This window comes from Roseburia sp. 1XD42-69 (assembly GCF_003612565.1).
Taxonomy (GTDB): Bacteria; Bacillota; Clostridia; order Lachnospirales; family Lachnospiraceae; genus Roseburia_B.
Window position 1 is genome coordinate 1 of sequence record NZ_RAZG01000005.1, and the last position, 17,014, is coordinate 17,014.

Here is a 17,014-nt window from a genome sequence, read left to right on the forward strand (position 1 = left end):
GGAGAGATACATGAAATTCAACGGTAAACGATATATAACATCACATTAGAATCTTTCGTGAAACAACCCTACTGCCCCTTTTGATTCCGTAGACTTTGGGCTTTAAATGTGCTATAGTAGGGACAGCTACTACAAAATACAGACACTGCATTTGCCCGCCGCAAATTTAAAAGGATACCTATGAAAAAAAAGAAAAAATTGTCCATTGCTTTATCTTCCCTTGCAGCATTATTTATTCTGTATTTTATTCTTATCAACTTTCTTGTCAGCGCCGCACTGGTTCCTTCCTTTATGGAAAAATTGGAATCCTTTCAGCGTATCTCAGATGAAAGTTTTGCTGCACTGGTACAGACAACAGACATTAAAACCAACCGCCAGCTTGCAAAAAAGGAGACGGAAGAATGGCTGAAAACTGCAAAGTCAAAAAAAATATCGGTGGAATCCCAGGATGGCTACACACTGGCAGCGGAAGAATTTTATGCCCAAAACCCCAGCCATAAGTGGGTTCTTCTTCTCCACGGATATACCGGATGGAAAGAAGAAATGTTTCCCTTTGCCCGCTGGTATCAAAAACAGGGATACCATGTCCTTGCCCCGGACTTAAGGTGCCAGGGAGAAAGTGAAGGGGATTTTATCGGAATGGGATGGACAGACCACTTTGACTGCGCCCTTTGGATCCACCACATCTTAGCAGAGGACGCCCATGCTAAAATCATAGTCCACGGCCAGTCTATGGGGGCCGCCACCGCTCTGATGATAACAGGAGACGAAGAACTGGCAGAGCATATTGACGCAGTAATTTCCGACTGCGCCTACACAGACGCCTACTCCATGTTCCAGGATAAAATCAAAGAATGGTTCCATCTCCCTGCCTTCCCGTTCGTGGACAGCGCCTGTCTGGTTTTAAAGCTCCGGGGAGGTTACGATTTAAAAGATGCCTCCGCCATAAATGCGGTAAAGAGAAGCACAACGCCTACCCTGTTTATCCATGGCAACGCAGACGACCTGATATCCGTCCAAATGTCCAAAGACCTGTATGAAGCCGCCTCCTGCCCAAAAGAATTATTGATTGTGGAAGGGGCGGGCCATGCCCAGTCCCAGGACAAAGACCCGGAAACGTATTATGATACTATTGCGTCTTTTCTGGAAGAATAAATCCTCCATGCGAAAAAAACGGCAGACAATACATTGAAAAGAAAGACCACAATACTGCCTTCCATTTTACACATCCCCCCGGACAAAATTTCACTGCCCGAAAAGTTCACGGAAAACACATGGGGATAATCCTCCGCCAAAGAAACGCCGCCAAGAATCACCGCTCCTCCGCAGTTCCAGAAAAAGTGCATAAGAATCGGAGCCGTCAGGGACTGGGTATATTCCAAAACCAGAGACATAAAAACACTCATGGAAAAAACATTTAACACGGGAAGTAACCCGGCCTCAAAAGCCCCGCCGTGGAGCAGTGTAAACAGGCAGGAAGTAAACAATACAGCGGCGCTTAAATGATAATTTTTCTTAATCATCTGGTACAGATATCCCCTGACAAGGAGTTCCTGCATCACCGTGTTAAGAAAAACCGATAAAAACCAAAGCCACAGCATGGGAACAGGCTCATACCCTTCAATTTTAAGCACGCCAAGGACTGCCATAACAAGAAATGCCGCCAAAAGCCATAAGATGCCTCCCGCCGTCCCGATAGCGCACCCTTTCCTGAAATTCCCCGGAAAACACATAGGAAGGTTTTTCTTTTCCAAAAACCAAAATAAATAAGAAATTCCTGACATAGCCAAAAATGGAATCAGCTCCGCAACAAACCTCCACACTGCAGGATTCTTACACTCCGGCACAGGAATCAGGCTTACCAAAACCAGCCATCCAACAAAAAACAATAAAAACCTCCACAAAACCCCCGCAAATTTTTTCATACGCTTCCTCCCTTTTTTTCTGCATTTTTACGCTGTACAATTCCACCAGTCTAAGAACCGCTCCCCGAAACAACAATTCCTCTGCCAGTGCCGCCCCCAAACCGATACAGCCAAAGGCTTTCACAAAAGTAATACACATCCGTAAGGGACTTAGGGAAAACACTTCCCATTCCCCGGAAAGAAAAATCACATATAAAAAAACAGGAAGAACTACCCCTAAAACCATTTTCTTATTTGATATATTTATTTCCATCACACACCTGTCCTTTTCTCAAAATCAAAGCCGATTTCCACCAAAAACCTCCCCTTTTCCATCTTTGCCTCCATCCTTCCATCCATACGCCGGGCAAGCTCCCTGGCAATGGAAAGCCCCAGCCCGCTGGATGTTTCCCTTCTTGCACTATCCCCTTTATAAAACCGTTCAAACACCCGCTCCACTTCCACCTCTTCCCCCTCCATGCATCCGTTATAACATTGGAATAAAATTCCCTGGGGCAGAACCCTATACACAATTTCAATGGTTCCGTCTCCGTGTACCATGGCGTTTCTAAGCACATTGGCAAGGATGCGCTTCACTGCAATATCATTGCACAAAATCATTGCCGGACTTTCCTCCACCCGAAGCTTTGGGGAAACGCCCTCTTCCTTCCACTGTTCATAAAAGGAAAACAGGCTGTCCAAAACCAGTTTTGTAAAATCCTGCTGTTCTAAAAGCAATTCATAGGTTTCATTCTGGAGTTTTGTGTAAGTAAACAATTCTTCCAGCATCAGGGTCAGTTCTTCCGTTCTCTCCCAGATCACCCTGCGGTAATACTCTTTTTTCCCCTCATCTCTTTCTTGGGTATAGAGTTCAAAAAATCCTTTCAGGGAAGTTAAGGGGGTGCGGATATCATGGGAAATATTGGTCAGAGCCTCCTTCAACTGCCGCTCCTTTTTTCTTATGGAAATACGCTCTTTTTCATGCCTGTCCGCCATGGCGTTTACCTTATCTGCCAGCTTTAATATCTCCTTACTGCGCAAATCTGTCTGAATTCTCTTATTGGTATTTTCCTTCAAAAGAAACTCCATCTGACGGCAGATATCTTTTATCTGCCGCCGGTACAAAACATATTTTACACTGACAATTACAAGGGCAAAAACTGCCAATACACAAAGCCACTCCATCTCATACAACATCCTTTTTCGTAAAATAAACCGCTCCCAGTAAATAGTAAATAACAGAAAACAATGCCCCTACGCCCATGGCAAAAAATATATCTTTTCTTACTGCTCCCACAAACATCCCGTGGACATTGGTAATCACCATATATTTGGACAAATTAACATGTAAAAGCTTATCTGCGTAAGCCCCAAAAGAGCTAAGAACCCCAAAAGCGGACAACATTCCCAGGGTTATCCCTGCCGCCGTACTCTTTAAGACAGTGGTAACCAGTGAAATTCCTCCCAGAAACGCCAGATACAAAAGAAAAAACGCCATAAGCAAAACCCCTGTCTCTTTTATAAATTCCCCTCCAAAGCGGAAAGTATATTTGTCTTTTAACATAAACCACAGGGAGAAAAACTGAACAACGCCGTATAGGAGCAGCGCCACTAAAATATAAACCATATTTGCAATAATTTTCGATAAAAATATATTGGATTTATGCCTTGTCTGCCCTGCAATATTTTTTAAAAAACCGCTTTTTATCTCCCCGTTAAAATAAATTACACAGCCAATGCAGAGAAACACCAGGACAATCCCCGACGCCAGATCGGAATTGTAAAATTCTAAAAATGTAGGGATCTCCCCATCTTCCTTTTCCGGCACCTGCACCGATATCCCAAATCCTCCCGCCGTCTCCTCCTCTTCCTCTTTATAAACTGCCGCAAAGCTTCCCGATAAATTGTTTTCCTTATTTTTCTGCATTTCTTCCAAATCAATGGTCACCATGGAGCAGGCAAAGGTACAAAAGGCTGCCATGCAAAGCAATACAATCCACAGGCTCTTTGTTTTTGCCATCCGATATAAATTCATTCTGATTAAATTAAGCATTTCATCCCCCTAATCCCTGGTGAGTTCCAGAAAGTACTCTTCCAGTTTATCCTGCACCACCTGCAGGGATTCCACCATACAGCCCTGTTTCGCCAGCTCCATATTCAGTTTTCCAATTTCTGCCACCCGATCATACAGGTGGATACAGTCTGCCGTTATTACCTTGTAATTGTGATATCCTAACTCTTCTATCACCGGACATGCTTTTTCTGTGTCCCCTGTTTTTATCTCCGTATAGTCCCTGCACTTTTGGTCTAACTCCTCTTTTGACAATTCCTGAATCAGCACGCCCTTATGGATAACGCCAAAGGTGTCCGCCACTTTATATAGCTCTTCCAAAATATGGCTGGAGATAAGTATGGTCATATTTTTCTCAAACTTTAGTTTTAAAAGCAAATCCCGTATCTCCGCAATCCCTTGTGGGTCTAATCCATTTACCGGCTCATCTAAAATCAAAAGATCCGGCCTGCCCGCAAGGGCCATGGCAATCCCAAGCCTCTGCTTCATTCCCAGGGAAAACTGCTTTACTTTCTTTTTCTTTGCATCTCTTAACCCCACATCCCCCAACAATTTCTCCTCGTACCCCTTTTCGTGGATGCCCAGGGCCAGGCATTTTAAATGCAGGTTTTCTTTTGCACTCATTCCCTCATAAAGCCCGGGCTGTTCAATGAGATTTCCAATGCGGCTGTGGTACTTTTCCGCCTCTCTCCCGGACACTCCAAAAAGGGCGATTTCTCCGGAAGTGGGAGCAGAAAGGCCGCTGACCATTTTCATAAAAGTAGTCTTTCCTGCGCCGTTTTTCCCGATAAAACCGTAAATTTCCCCCCGCTTAATATGCAGGCTTACACAATCTACCGCCCTGTGCTTCCCAAAGATTTTGGTAAGCCCATGGGTATCCACAACATATTTCATAATATCCTCCTTTTCTGCAATTTTATCAAACATATGCCAACTCTTTTTTTGTTTTTACAATAACAGAGTAGCAGGAAAACTTTCAGATTTCGCAAAAAAAAGGTAAAGAAAAGTTAAAGAATGTACCGTCAGACACTTACTGTTTATTTTTGCATAAAATGGCAGGAACCGCAACAAAAATGCTGCAATCCCTGCCTTGATTTATTCCTTATTCCGTTTTTCCGCCTGATATTACTCCTTTACGCCCCCAATGGTAAGCCCTGTCACAAAGTATCTCTGGAGGAAGGGATACAGACATATGATGGGCAGCATGGTAGCTATGGTGGCCGCCGCCCTGACGGATGCCGGCGTCACTGCCGCCGCAGCATTTTTCGCCGCCTCTGCGCTGCCGCTCTGCTGCATAACAGAGGATAACAGTTTCATCAGCTCGTACTGCAGTGTGGTGAGCTTTGTGCTCATACGGTTGTAGAGCATGGAGTCGAACCAGGAGTTCCACTGGTAAACTGCCACAAACAGTGCGATGGTGGCATACACCGGCTTGCACAGAGGGGATATGATTTTCACGAAAATCACCGTGTAGCCTGCCCCGTCAAGCTGGGCGGATTCCTCCAGGGAATCCGGGATGCCCTGCATATAGGTGCGGAGCACTAACATATTGAAAGCGCTGATCATCCCCGGGATGACATACACCCAGAAGCTGTTGGTAAGCCCAAGCCCGTTGTACACCATAAATGTGGGAATCATGCCCCCGTTTACATACATGGTGATAACCCAGAACAGGGAGAGCTGGGATTTAAACAGGAACTTTTTCCGGCTTACGATAAATGCCAGTATGGCGTTTAACGCCAGGGAGAGAAAGGTTCCCACTACCGTCCTCAAAACGCTGATATATGCCCCTGTCAAAAGGTTCTGTTTCTGAAATACCGTCTGGTAATTCTTTAAAGTAAATTTCCTGGGCAAAAGGTGCACGCCGCCCCGGATGGTGTCAATTCCGTCGTTAAACGAAATGGCCAGAGTGTTTAACACCGGGTAGAGCGTAATCACCACGAAAAGCACCATAAAAATTGTATTGCAGACAACAAATATCTTATCCGCTGTCGATTTTTTCTTTTTCATCCTTCCTGACCTCCTATCCTTCTATCAGAACAGCCTTTCCTCACCGGCCCGTTTGGCCATCTGGTTTGCAATTACGATTAATATAATGCTTACAAGGCTCTTAAAGATACCTGCGGCTGTACCTAAGGAGAAGTCGTTCTGGCTGATTCCCCATTTCAGCACATAGATATCAATGGTTTCGGAAACGCTCTTCACCAGGCCGTTTCCTAACAGGTACTGGATTTCAAATCCCGCATTCAGTACGTTGCCCACATTCATAAGAAGAAGGATCATAATGGTGGGCCGGATGCCGGGCAGGGTAATGTGCTTAATCTTTGCCCATCTTCCCGCCCCGTCCATAGATGCCGCCTCGTAGAGGGAGGGGTCTATAGCGGTTATGGCGGAGAGATAGATAATGGCGTTCCACCCGGTTTCCTTCCACACATTGGCAAAGGCCACAATAGGCCAGAAATACGTGGTATGGGCAAAAAAGTTGATGGGCTGGTCAACAATGGACAGCTTCATCAGCACCTCGTTGATGATACCTGTACCGGACAGCACATCGTGGAGGATGCCTGTAACGATAATCCAGGACAGGAAATGGGGCAGATAGGAAATCGTCTGCACCGTTTTCTTCCCAAAAGTATTTTTCACCTCGTTTAACAGTATGGCAAAGACGATTGCCATCACAAAGGTCACAACCAGGTTGATTACCCCCATGGCCACCGTATTCCGCACTACTTTTATAAAGGTGTCGTCGGAAAAGAGGAACTTAAACTTGTCAAGCCCCACAAATTTTGAATGAAACAGCCCGTCTTTGGGCTTATAATTTTGGAATGCTGTAATCCAGCCCCCAAGGGGCAGATAATAGAAAATAATGCCGTAAATCACAATGGCCGCCGACCAGATTAACAGCACTTTCTGGCGCTTTACCTCTTTCCATGTGATTTTCTTTTCATTTGCTTTTGCTCCTGTACGTGCCATTCCCTCACCTCTCCATCTTTCTTTTAAGATGCCCATACATCTCTCCTGTTTGACTGTGCGTCAAAGGGCAGAGCAATGTATGGGCAGCTCTTCTTACCTGTTTTCCGGGCCTAACCCGGCGTCATTCTCTGTTATTTTCCTACTCTGCGGTCAAGCTCCGCCTGCATCTCGCTGAGGAAATCCTGTGGGTTTGCAGCGTTGTACACTTCCATGTACTGGCTCCAGCCGTCTTCAAAATCATCCGCCATAACAACCTTCGGCAGCCACTCGTGTTTTACCTCTCCCATCTTTGTCCAGGCAACGCCTCCGGGAGTCTCTGTGGTCATGGTGTTGGAGAAGCTGTACATTGGGAACCATTCCCCTACCTTATCCACGGAGCCGATCATCTCAGGATATGTACTTACGCCGTAAGCCTCAAAACATTTCGCTACCGGCTCTGCAAGGCTGTCTAAAAACTCACTTGTCTGCTCCTCCGGCCACATTGCGTTTTTGCCGTCCCTGCTGCTGCCCTTCCAGTTGGGGAAGTAGCTGTAATCGCAGAGGTGGGATGCCTTGTAGGCGGTATCTGCAGCGTTCATTCTCTGGTCTTCTGTCCTAAAATACATGCCGTTTTCATCCACATCGTAGTCTACGCCCTGTACGCCCCAGTATCTCAAATCATGGACTTCCTGTCCCAGAAGGTCATTGACAAACTGGAAGGCTGCGTCCACATCCTGACAGCTTGTGGTGATGCCAAGGCCGCTGGCCACGTTTAAGGTGCCCCCTGTGGTGTGCCACTGGTTTTCCATGCCCTCGTCGATGGTAAGTCCCAGGGGTACATAGTTGCATCCGATGGTGTCAAGACCCTGCTGCTTAAACACATCATGTACGTCGAAAGCGAAATCCCACCACTGGTCGCACATGCCAAGGACAGCGCCTGTGGAAAGTTTTGCAATATACTCATCATAAGTCTGGGTAAAGGATTCCGGATCCACATTTCCCTTGTGATACTCTTCGTTTAATTTCTGGAAATAACGCTTTGCGGTGTCCGTGGTGTTGTAGTCCACAATGGTGGGGCCTTCGGGGTCTACGATAACGGAACCGTCGTTGGGATATCCGTCCAGAAACTGGGGCGCATTCTCCAGACAGAAGTATCTCCAGTCCTCACAGAGAATGGTGTAGGGAATATTTTTGGTGCCGTCCTCCATGGTGGGGTTTGCCTCTGCATAGGAGGTAAGCAGGTCAAAATACTGGTCAAGGGTCTTAATCTGTGGATAGTCCGCCCACTCCAGCACACGGGCCTGCACCCAGAATGCCTCGTCGTTGTGGGTTGTGGTCTTATCCTCCCCGTAAATATTATTAAACTGGTTCATCCAGTAAATATGTCCGTCGTCCTGTCTGAATTTATCCCACTCTTCGTCGGAATAATACTCTTTGATGTTGGGGTATTTGTCAATGTAGTCATCCCAGGCAACCAGCGCCCCTGCGTCGTAGAGGGTTTTCATTGCGTCGCCGCCGTCGATGAAATCCGGGTACTCTCCCCCAGCCACGATGGTGCCCACAGCCTCGCTGGCTGTCTGTCCGGTCAGCCATGTCTCTTTCACTTTAGCCCCGGTCTTTTCTGCAATAATCTCTTTGATTTCATTGTCGTCATTTTTCTCCGCGCCGGGAACTGCAAAGAATGCGGTAAACTCAATCACATCCCCGTCCCCTTTGGAGGAAGCTGCGCTGCCCCCTGTCTCTGTGGAGTCATTTGCCACGCTGCCCTTGCCCGCATCGGAATCGGAGCCGCCGCCGCCGCATCCGCCAAGGACAGACACTGCCAGCGCCGTGGTCATAAAGAGTGCCGTAATTTTTCTTCTTTTCATAGAAACCTCCTGTAAATAAATTAGTTTTTGTTCAAAGTGCTTAAGTCGCTTTCACTTTATAACAATATATTATCTAAAATGACCATTTTCTCAACCGGACAAACCGTAGGAAAACCCCTACAAATTATAGATTCTGCAAAAGAGGGCTGAATTTTTCCGGTTTTTTATACAATCTGCACAGGGGCGTTTCCCCGTCCCCGCATCAGGGGACGTACCCAAATCCCAGTATGGTAAACTGCTTCTCCTCCTGGCCCGCCTCCATGTTCACTTCCACTTTATGGGGGCGGCTTTCCCTGTCATTGAAAATCAGTTTGGCATGACAGTGTATCCAGCCCACCTCCCGGGGGTCTAAAGTACATATCCGTTCCCCGTCCACATACACCCGGGCTTTTCCCGCGTCACAGGAGGGAGAATCTTTAAAAATTAAAAATAGGGCTTTACATATAATATCCATGGCAAAGGGCCTCTCCCCTGCGGTGTGGAACCAGTTGCAGGGAAACTGAGGGGTCTGCTTTTCATCCTCATTGCGCTCCACTGACTGCAGTTTAACATCCATGTCACAAAAATCCCCGCATTCTATCCTTGCCCCTATTCTGTTATCCTCTCTGTCCAGAAGATGTACCTCCTGGAAATCTCCGCCGATAGCAAATGTCCCCGGAAGTTTCCCGGAAGCGTCCTCAAAATCCTCATCCGTTTTATCAATTTCCTCAAAAAGATGCATGATGCACTGGGCGGTAATTTTGTGGCCGATATTGCTTGGGTGAAAGGCATCGTAAAAAAACTGGTTTTTAGACAAAACCCTTCCCTCCTCTTTCCCCAGGGCAAACTGCTCTGTCACAGCGTCTTTTAGGCTTACCATGGGAAGATGATAGTGATATCCCACAGGGCTTAACCGCTCCTGAAGATTCCAGTCATAGGAAAACACCTGGAATAAAAGCACCACTGCCGGATGGCTGCTAAGACTTAAAATTTTCCGCACAAGGCTCTCATAGCACACCCCATTGGTTTCGTCCCCCTCGTCGTTTACGGCAAATTCCACAAAAACCAAATCCGGGGTATTCTTTCCGTATTCCAACACATCCCTCTCAAAACGTATCACCCCAAGTTCCGAGGGAGTCCCCCCGATTCCCGCCTTAATCAGCCGCACATTGTCTCCGGTCCCGTATTTTTCCGCAAAGGCTTTGTAAGACTGATATGCGTAACAGTTGGTGTGAATGGGAGTTGCACCCGCCCCCTGGGTGATAGAGCCGCCGATGTAGGCAAGGGTCACCTCCCTCCCGCTTTTTGCCTTTTCTATAACTTTTTTTATCCGGGACACATCGCCCTTCCACAACAGGGAACGGGCAATCATTTCCTTATATGCAGCAGAATCATAGTCGATATTAAAATCCTCTATTGCCTCCGGCGCCTCAAATCCATCGTTTAAGTACAGTTTTACGTTCACCGTGGCAGTAATCCCGGGGACGTCAAATTCAAAGCGTATCTGTCCCGGCTCTTTATCATCCCCCGACCAGTTTTCCCGGCTTAGGGGATAAATCTGCTCTATGCCGTCGCATTTTAAGGTGTGGGAGATATTTGTTCCTGAACCGTAAGGATCCCTGTTTCCATACATCTGAAAAATAAAATCCGCCTTCCTGTCTTTTTCTTTTGCCATGACAGAGACGCCGATGCTGTGCACCAGCTCACGGAACCCTCCGGTGGTCTCCAAAAGCCCAAGCATCTTTTCCTCCCGTACATTTCCGGTTATTTTTGCGCTGTCAATAAGTCTGCCGCTGTCCAGATAAAAAAACTGTATCCCCCTGTTATCCGTTTGGGGGCCTGCAAATATTTCTTTCTCCTGCAGCAAATAAAAAAAAGGTCTTTTTGCCGCAGGGTCTTTCGGTGCAATCTGTTTTATCTCCATTCTTTTCTCCTCTCCCGGTCAATGCCTTTGGGAAATCACAATGGTTACAATAGTGCCTACATTCTCTTCGCTTTCTACCGTAAACCTCACCCGTTCCTTCTCCGCCATTTTAAGCCTGAGGACCGCATTTAATATGCCGATATGGGTGCTCTCCTTTATCATGTCAAGGGTTACGCTATTCATCTTCTCCTGGATTTCCCGGCAGGTTTCCTCGTCCATTCCATTCCCCGTATCCTCTATTTCAAAAACAATCCCCCGTTTCTCCTTCTCATGCCTTCCCCGCAGGAAAATCCAGCCCACGCCGGACCTGTTTTCGATGCCGTGGACGCAGGCATTCTCCACAAAAGTCACAAGGGTAAGCTTGGGAACCATGTAATCCATACATTCTTCTTCGATATCAATCACATAGGAAAGCTTTTCCCCGAACCTGTATTTCTGCAGTTCCAGATAGGCCAGAATAAAATTTGTTTCTTCTTTTACGGTGACAAAATCTCCCCATTCCACATTCTGCCGCTGCATCAGCGCAAGTTTTTCCACCATATCCGCCGTCTCATTCTCCTGCTTTAACACACTGTGCATCCGTATGCTCTCTAGGGCATTAAACAAAAAATGAGGATTTATCTGGCTGCGGAGCGCCAAAAGTTCCGCTTTTTGCCTTGCGATGTCCATTTCCTGCTGGTAAAGCTTATTCTTAAACACGGTCTGAATCAAAAGGTTCATGCGCTGCGCCATGACATTGTAACTCTCCATCAGTTCACTGATTTCATCTTTTCCGGAGATTTCCGGGATCAGGGAAAGCTCATCTTCTTTCACAGCCCCAAAGGCATTTCTAAGTTCAAAAATCCGCCTTATGATAGACTGATTCATTAATTTCATAAAAGCATAGGGGAGGAAAATATTAAGCCCTGCCAAAAGCAGTATCCAGGGAAGCTTATCCCTCATTTTGTCTAATACTGTGGCCTCCGGCGGCAGCACGTAAATCACATACTCAGAGCCATACAGGTTCAGCAGGGAAGTTACTGTATCTTCTTTCCCGGCCTTTGCCTCAAAGGAGGCAAAGGGCATTAAAAGCCCTCCCTTCCCGTCATTGGAAAAAAGCACTGCGTCTCCGTCACACACATATACTTTTGATTTATAATTCCCATTTACTATGTGACGCTGGATTGCACTGTAATCCATCTCCACATAGAGCACATCTCTTCCCTTTCCCTTATTGTAGTAATCCATCTTCTGGGCCAGGAAAAACTTTCTGGTATAGGCATCCCCCTTCTGGGCATATTCCACACCCACGATTACGTCGCTGTTTCCCTCCATCAGCCCTTTGTACCAGTCTTTTCCCTCCGCCATGGAAAGCCGCTTGAAATAGCCCCCGTTTACGATTCCCTTATTGTCTGCGTAGATTACGGCGCCGTTAAACTCCACATGCATACTGATGGGATACAAAGAATCCCGTATAAATTCCAACTGACTGTTATAGTAATCTAGTTCAGAGACAAAATTTTTGGAAATAAACTCGTTCACATACCGATTACTGTAAATATTCTGGGCAAAAAGGGCGGCAGAGTTTACATGGTCGGAAATCAGATATTTCACAACCCCCGCCGTATTTTCCATATCCTGACGCACAAGCTGTCTCTCCCCGGTTACAGCAATCCCTATAATCACGGCGTCTGTAATAAAAATCGGCAGGATAACGCAGAAAATCTGCATCACCAGAAGTTTTCCGGAAAGGTTTATCTTTTCCAGTCTATTCAGGACATAGGAACAGATCGCTTTTCTTATTTTTTTCATCCGTATATCCTGTAATTTCCGCTTAACGCCAGAAAGGCAAAAAAGTAGAGACAGTTATCATAATACCTTCTGTCCCCCTGGCGCAGGGGGGTTTTGAAAAATTCCGCCGCCAGGCCAAAGGCCCGTTTATCCCAGAGGGCAAGTCCTGCCTGGGCATTGGCTGCAAACATCCCCAGGGGATGGAGCGCCTTTCCTGGGAGCACCGTGCCGTCTATGGCATAGATTCCCTCCCGCTGCCCTACAGGCAGAGTCTCACAGAAAAATTTCTGTACTTTTGCCGCTGTCTCCTGCTCCCAGGCATCGGCGGCAAACCAGGAGAAATCCAGGGCTATATTGGCTATGGTCCGGTAAGCGTCACTGTAGTACCAGTCATGCCTGCCCCCCCAGCGCTCCTCCACCGGAAGGTAGGGCTTTCCGTCAAATTCCGCATATTCTGCACTAAGCCCCGTAACAGGATGGCAGGCTTTTTTTAAGTATTCCCTGCTGGCATTCGCCGCCTCTCGGAAAAATTCCCGGTCTTTTGGGTACGCCCACCTGGCAAAAAGCTCATAAAAATGGGGCAGGTGGTAGGAGGGGTCTGAAAAGTCCACCTCACAGATGAAACGGATGAGCTTATTGGTTTTATCCCACATGGACCTTCCCCCCTCTCCTGCCTCCCCCTTGTGGATACAGGTATGAAGCAGCTCTTTTGCCTCTTTTGCGTAATCAAAGATTCCCTCTCCGTCTCCCCACCTGTGTGATGCAAAAAACAGGGACATGGCAAAAAACTCCTCCCCGTCCGGAGCCGGGCCAAAAGCATTTTTTTCTCCGTTTGTCCGGCAGGACCAGGCAAAATAGCCTTTATTTTCCCCCTCTTCCATATACATATAAGTTCTGGCCCATTTCCACAAACGGTCAAACTCCTCTTTCCTGTCCATCTGCACACACATCATCATGCCGTAGGACATGCCCTCCGTGCGCACGTCATGGTTTCCGGTATCTTCTATGTAACCCATATCCTCCCCCGCCGGGTGGTAAATCCGTTCCTCTTCTTCCCCGTAAAACAGCGTGTGGAAAATCTCCTGCTTCCTCTGCTCAATATCCTCTTCGCTAATCCCTGCCTCCTCAAAGAGATTCCGGTAGACCCCTGTGTAAAAGGAGCCTTCCCATCGGCTGTTTTCCATGTTTTTTTTCATGTTTCTAAACCCTTTCTTTCCAAATTTATTTTCTTGTATTTTTCCGGTAGCTGGTGGGAGTACAGCCTTTTACTGCTATAAACTTGTTGATAAAATAGTCTGGGTCATGGTATCCCACCTTCTCTGCAATAGCATATATTTTTTCATCGGTCTTAAGCAGCATCTCCGCCGCCTTTTCAATCCTGTACTTGTTCAGATATTCCCGGAAGGACACACCGTACTGCTTTTTAAATATCTGTCCCAGATAGGCGCTGTTGATGAAAAATATCCGGCTTAATTCTTTCAGGGAAAGATTCTCGCTGTAATGCTCTTTCACATAATCTTCAATATCGCTTAAGACACCCCCCCCTGGTATATTTCCTCTCAACTGGCAGAGATAGTCTGCAAAATCCCGGATTAAATTTTCAAAATGTCCCCGGTTCCCGTTGTCTGTCTCTTCATCAAAGGCGTTTTCCCGAATCATCTGAATAATCTCATTTTGATTCACCTCCGGATCCTGCTCCATGGCAAGATGAACCAGCCGCAAAAATATGTAATTCATGTTCATGCGCACAAATTCCGCATCCATCTCCTCTTCTTTAATCTGCCGGTATACTTCCTCCGCCGCTGACTGCATTTTTTCCCTGTCGTTCTCTTCCACCGCCTCCAAAAGCATATCCATGGTTGCCTTTGTGACAATGCTTACGGGAGGGCCCTCTTCCCCTTCAGAATAGTACATAATACTTGGCACAGCCCTTTTCTTTTTCTCTTTTTGGGCAGCCTGGGCAAAACCGGATACCCTGCCTAAAAGCTCTATAAGCTGTTCTTTCTGTACCGGCTTTAAAATGTAATCCGTACAGTTTTGGCGTATGGCCTCTTTGGTGTACACAAAATCCCCGTAGCTGCTTAAGAACACAAAAAATGCGTCTGAGATATTTTCTTCCCGTATTTTCTGTAAAAGCCCGATTCCGGACATTACAGGCATTTTGATATCCGCAAGAATAAGATCGGCTTTGTGCTCCCTTAAATACCTTAGGGCCTCTTCTCCGTTGGAACAGGTGCCGGCAATCTCATACCCTTCCTTTTCCCAGTCAATTAACGCCGCAAGCCCTTTAAGGATAAAGGGCTCGTCATCCACCAGTAATACTTTTAACATACATACCACTCCATTCCCAATGCTCCCCTGTATGCCGTTTTATCTTAAGATATGGAAATCCTTTCCGTTTTACATCCCGTCAGTTCTTCGCTTCTTTTATCTGGCTGGCTTCCCCCTACGCTGATTTCATAGGGACATCCCGGCAGTTTCTTTTCGCCTTTTTTGTCACACAGCATAAAAGCTTCCGGCGGCAGGTAAATCTCGCATGTTTTGCTCTCCCCCACCTTTAAATCAACTTTTTTCACACCCTTAAGCTGTGGATTTGGAGCGCCCTCTGCCTGGGCTTTCACATAGGCCTGCACAGTTTCCGTACCCTCCCGTTTCCCTGTATTTTTCACGGTAAAGCGGATGGTTACTCCCCGGCTGACATCCGGATTTTCCTCAGTAAAAGCCACATCAGAACAGGTATATGCCGTGTAGGAGAGCCCATAGCCAAAGGGGTAGAGAGCCTGGTTTTTCATATAGCGGTAGGTTCTGCCCTCCATGGAATAATCCTCAAAATCCGGCAGCTCTTCCGTTGTCCTGTAAAATGTAACGGGAAGTTTTCCCTGGGGATTCCTCTCCCCAAAGAGTATCCTTGCGATTGCCTTTCCTCCCTGAGCTCCCGGATACCAGCCCTGGATAATAGCGTCTAAATGTTCCTCTTCCCACACAAGGCTCATAGCGCTCCCGGTAAGGCACACAAGAATTATCGGTTTGCCGCTCTCTTTTGCCACTTTTAAAATATGGTGCTGCAGCCCCGGAAGGGAGAGGTTTGGCTTGTCTCCGCTGCCGTATTCATTGCCGGTATCCCCCTCTTCCCCTTCTAAGGTGGCGTCCATGCCCATAACGGCGATTACCACATCGCTTGCCTCACATACGCCCCGCACTTCCGCTTCTCTGTCATTTGCCTGGGCAAGTCCGCTTGTCCTGTCCTGATAAAGATGGCATCCCTGGGAGTAAAGGACTCTCACATCCTCCCCCACATAATCCTGTATACCCTCTAACACTGTAATATACCTGGAAGCCGTGCCCTCATAGTTCCCCACAAGGGCGCTTCTGCTGTCCGCATTGGGACCGATTACCCCGATGGTCTTAAGCGCCCTTTTATCCAATGGAAGAATATTATCTTTATTCTTAAGAAGCACTGCGGATTTTTCCGCCACTTCACAGTTAAACTCCCTTGCCTCTTTTGTGTCCACTGCTGTGTAGGGTATGGCGTCAAAGGGATTTTCTTCTTTTTTGTCAAAAACCCCGAGCTTCATCCTTGTGGTAAACAGGTTCACTACCGCCTCATCAAGTCTCTCCTCGCTGACCTTTCCCTCCCGCACTGCCTGGGTGAGATACATAAATAAAGTGCCGCAGTTTAAGTCACAGCCGTTGTTCATAGCCATTGCCGCAGCTTCCTGGGCGTTGGAACATACCCCGTGGCCCTCGTAAAAATCTTTGATGGCCCAGCAGTCGGAGGTAACATGTCCCTCAAACCCCCACTCTTTTCTTAAAATATCAATCAAAAGAGTTTTGCTGCCGCAGCAGGGTTCCCCATTGGTTCTGTTGTAGGCTCCCATTACTGTCTCCACCTTTGCCTCTTTCACACAGGCTTCAAAGGCGGGAAGGTAAGTTTCCCATAAGTCCTGCTCATTTGCCAGGGCGTTAAATTCATGCCGCACGTCCTCCGGCCCGCTGTGCACCGCAAAGTGTTTTGCGCAGGCGGCAGTCTTTAAATAATTTTCATCATGCCCCTGAAGCCCCATAATATATCTGACCCCAAGCCTTCCGGTAAGGTATGGGTCTTCCCCGAAGGTTTCATGACCCCGTCCCCACCTTGGGTCACGGAAGATGTTCACATTGGGGGCCCAGAAGGTCAGCCCCTTATAAATATCCGTATCCCCGCTATTCTGCTGCATATTAAACTTGGCCCTTGCCTCAGTGGACACCACATCCGCCACCTGCTCCATCATATCCTCATCAAAAGCCGCCGCCATTCCCACAGCCTGGGGAAATACTGTGGCTGTGCCTGCCCGGGCAACGCCGTGAAGGGCTTCATTCCACCAATTATATTTTTTAATTCCCAGACGCTCAATAGCAGGCGCCTGGTACAGGGTCTGCTCCACTTTCTCCTCTAAGGTCATCTGAGACACCAGCTCTTTTGCCCTCTGGCGGTATCCTTCTAACTTTTCTCTGTTTTCATTCAATTCCATCTCCGATTCCTCCGATTTATTTTATTTTTCCTATA

The 17,014-nt window shown here is 47.1% G+C and carries 14 protein-coding genes; 1 reads left to right on the top strand and 13 read right to left on the bottom strand.

Features of this window, described 5'->3' with window-relative positions:
* The first annotated feature begins 180 nt into the window (after positions 1–180).
* Positions 181–1,155, top strand: a complete 975-nt coding sequence (locus D7Y06_RS03620) for an alpha/beta hydrolase (RefSeq protein ID WP_120406476.1) — start codon at positions 181–183, stop codon at positions 1,153–1,155.
* On the opposite strand, the gene D7Y06_RS03625 is transcribed toward D7Y06_RS03620, so the two are convergent.
* From D7Y06_RS03625 to D7Y06_RS03685, 13 genes are all read right to left on the bottom strand, one after another.
* The gene (locus D7Y06_RS03625) at positions 1,122–1,925 is read right to left on the bottom strand and encodes a CPBP family intramembrane glutamic endopeptidase (protein WP_120406477.1); all 804 of its coding nucleotides are present in this window, start codon (positions 1,923–1,925) and stop codon (positions 1,122–1,124) included. The genes D7Y06_RS03620 and D7Y06_RS03625 overlap by 34 nt on opposite strands.
* Positions 1,834–2,178, bottom strand: coding sequence for a hypothetical protein (locus tag D7Y06_RS03630; RefSeq protein ID WP_120406478.1), 345 nt, complete (start codon positions 2,176–2,178; stop codon positions 1,834–1,836). Before D7Y06_RS03630 ends, D7Y06_RS03625 begins: the two co-directional genes overlap by 92 nt.
* The gene (locus tag D7Y06_RS03635) at positions 2,178–3,089 is read right to left on the bottom strand and encodes a sensor histidine kinase (RefSeq protein WP_158591213.1); all 912 of its coding nucleotides are present in this window, start codon (positions 3,087–3,089) and stop codon (positions 2,178–2,180) included. Before D7Y06_RS03635 ends, D7Y06_RS03630 begins: the two co-directional genes overlap by 1 nt.
* Before the next feature lies 1 nt (position 3,090).
* Positions 3,091–3,957, bottom strand: a complete 867-nt coding sequence (locus D7Y06_RS03640) for an ABC transporter permease subunit (RefSeq protein WP_120406480.1) — start codon at positions 3,955–3,957, stop codon at positions 3,091–3,093.
* A 9-nt stretch (positions 3,958–3,966) separates the two neighbouring features.
* Positions 3,967–4,869 carry an ABC transporter ATP-binding protein gene (locus D7Y06_RS03645; RefSeq protein ID WP_120406588.1) on the bottom strand — a complete coding sequence of 301 codons (903 nt, stop codon included), beginning with the start codon at positions 4,867–4,869 and terminating at the stop codon, positions 3,967–3,969.
* A 231-nt stretch (positions 4,870–5,100) separates the two neighbouring features.
* Positions 5,101–5,985: a carbohydrate ABC transporter permease gene (locus D7Y06_RS03650; RefSeq protein ID WP_120406481.1), complete on the bottom strand. Its 885-nt coding sequence runs from the start codon at positions 5,983–5,985 to the stop codon at positions 5,101–5,103.
* 24 nt (positions 5,986–6,009) lie between these two features.
* On the bottom strand, positions 6,010–6,948 hold the full coding sequence (locus D7Y06_RS03655; protein ID WP_120406589.1) for an ABC transporter permease: 939 nt from the start codon (positions 6,946–6,948) through the stop codon (positions 6,010–6,012).
* A gap of 131 nt (positions 6,949–7,079) precedes the next feature.
* Complete coding sequence (locus D7Y06_RS03660) at positions 7,080–8,795, bottom strand: sugar ABC transporter substrate-binding protein (RefSeq protein ID WP_120406482.1); 1,716 nt, start codon at positions 8,793–8,795, stop codon at positions 7,080–7,082.
* A 202-nt stretch (positions 8,796–8,997) separates the two neighbouring features.
* Positions 8,998–10,698, bottom strand: a complete 1,701-nt coding sequence (locus D7Y06_RS03665) for an SGNH/GDSL hydrolase family protein (RefSeq protein ID WP_120406483.1) — start codon at positions 10,696–10,698, stop codon at positions 8,998–9,000.
* An 18-nt stretch (positions 10,699–10,716) separates the two neighbouring features.
* Complete coding sequence (locus D7Y06_RS03670) at positions 10,717–12,489, bottom strand: sensor histidine kinase (RefSeq protein ID WP_120406484.1); 1,773 nt, start codon at positions 12,487–12,489, stop codon at positions 10,717–10,719.
* Positions 12,486–13,664 carry a glycosyl hydrolase family 8 gene (locus D7Y06_RS03675; protein WP_243119060.1) on the bottom strand — a complete coding sequence of 393 codons (1,179 nt, stop codon included), beginning with the start codon at positions 13,662–13,664 and terminating at the stop codon, positions 12,486–12,488. The genes D7Y06_RS03670 and D7Y06_RS03675 overlap by 4 nt, the downstream gene beginning before the upstream one ends.
* A 25-nt stretch (positions 13,665–13,689) precedes the next feature.
* A complete protein-coding gene (locus tag D7Y06_RS03680) occupies positions 13,690–14,799 on the bottom strand; it encodes a response regulator transcription factor (RefSeq protein WP_120406485.1) in 1,110 nt (369 codons plus the stop codon).
* A 44-nt stretch (positions 14,800–14,843) separates the two neighbouring features.
* A complete protein-coding gene (locus tag D7Y06_RS03685; RefSeq protein WP_120406486.1) occupies positions 14,844–16,979 on the bottom strand; it encodes a glycoside hydrolase family 3 C-terminal domain-containing protein in 2,136 nt (711 codons plus the stop codon).
* Positions 16,980–17,014 lie beyond the last annotated feature (35 nt).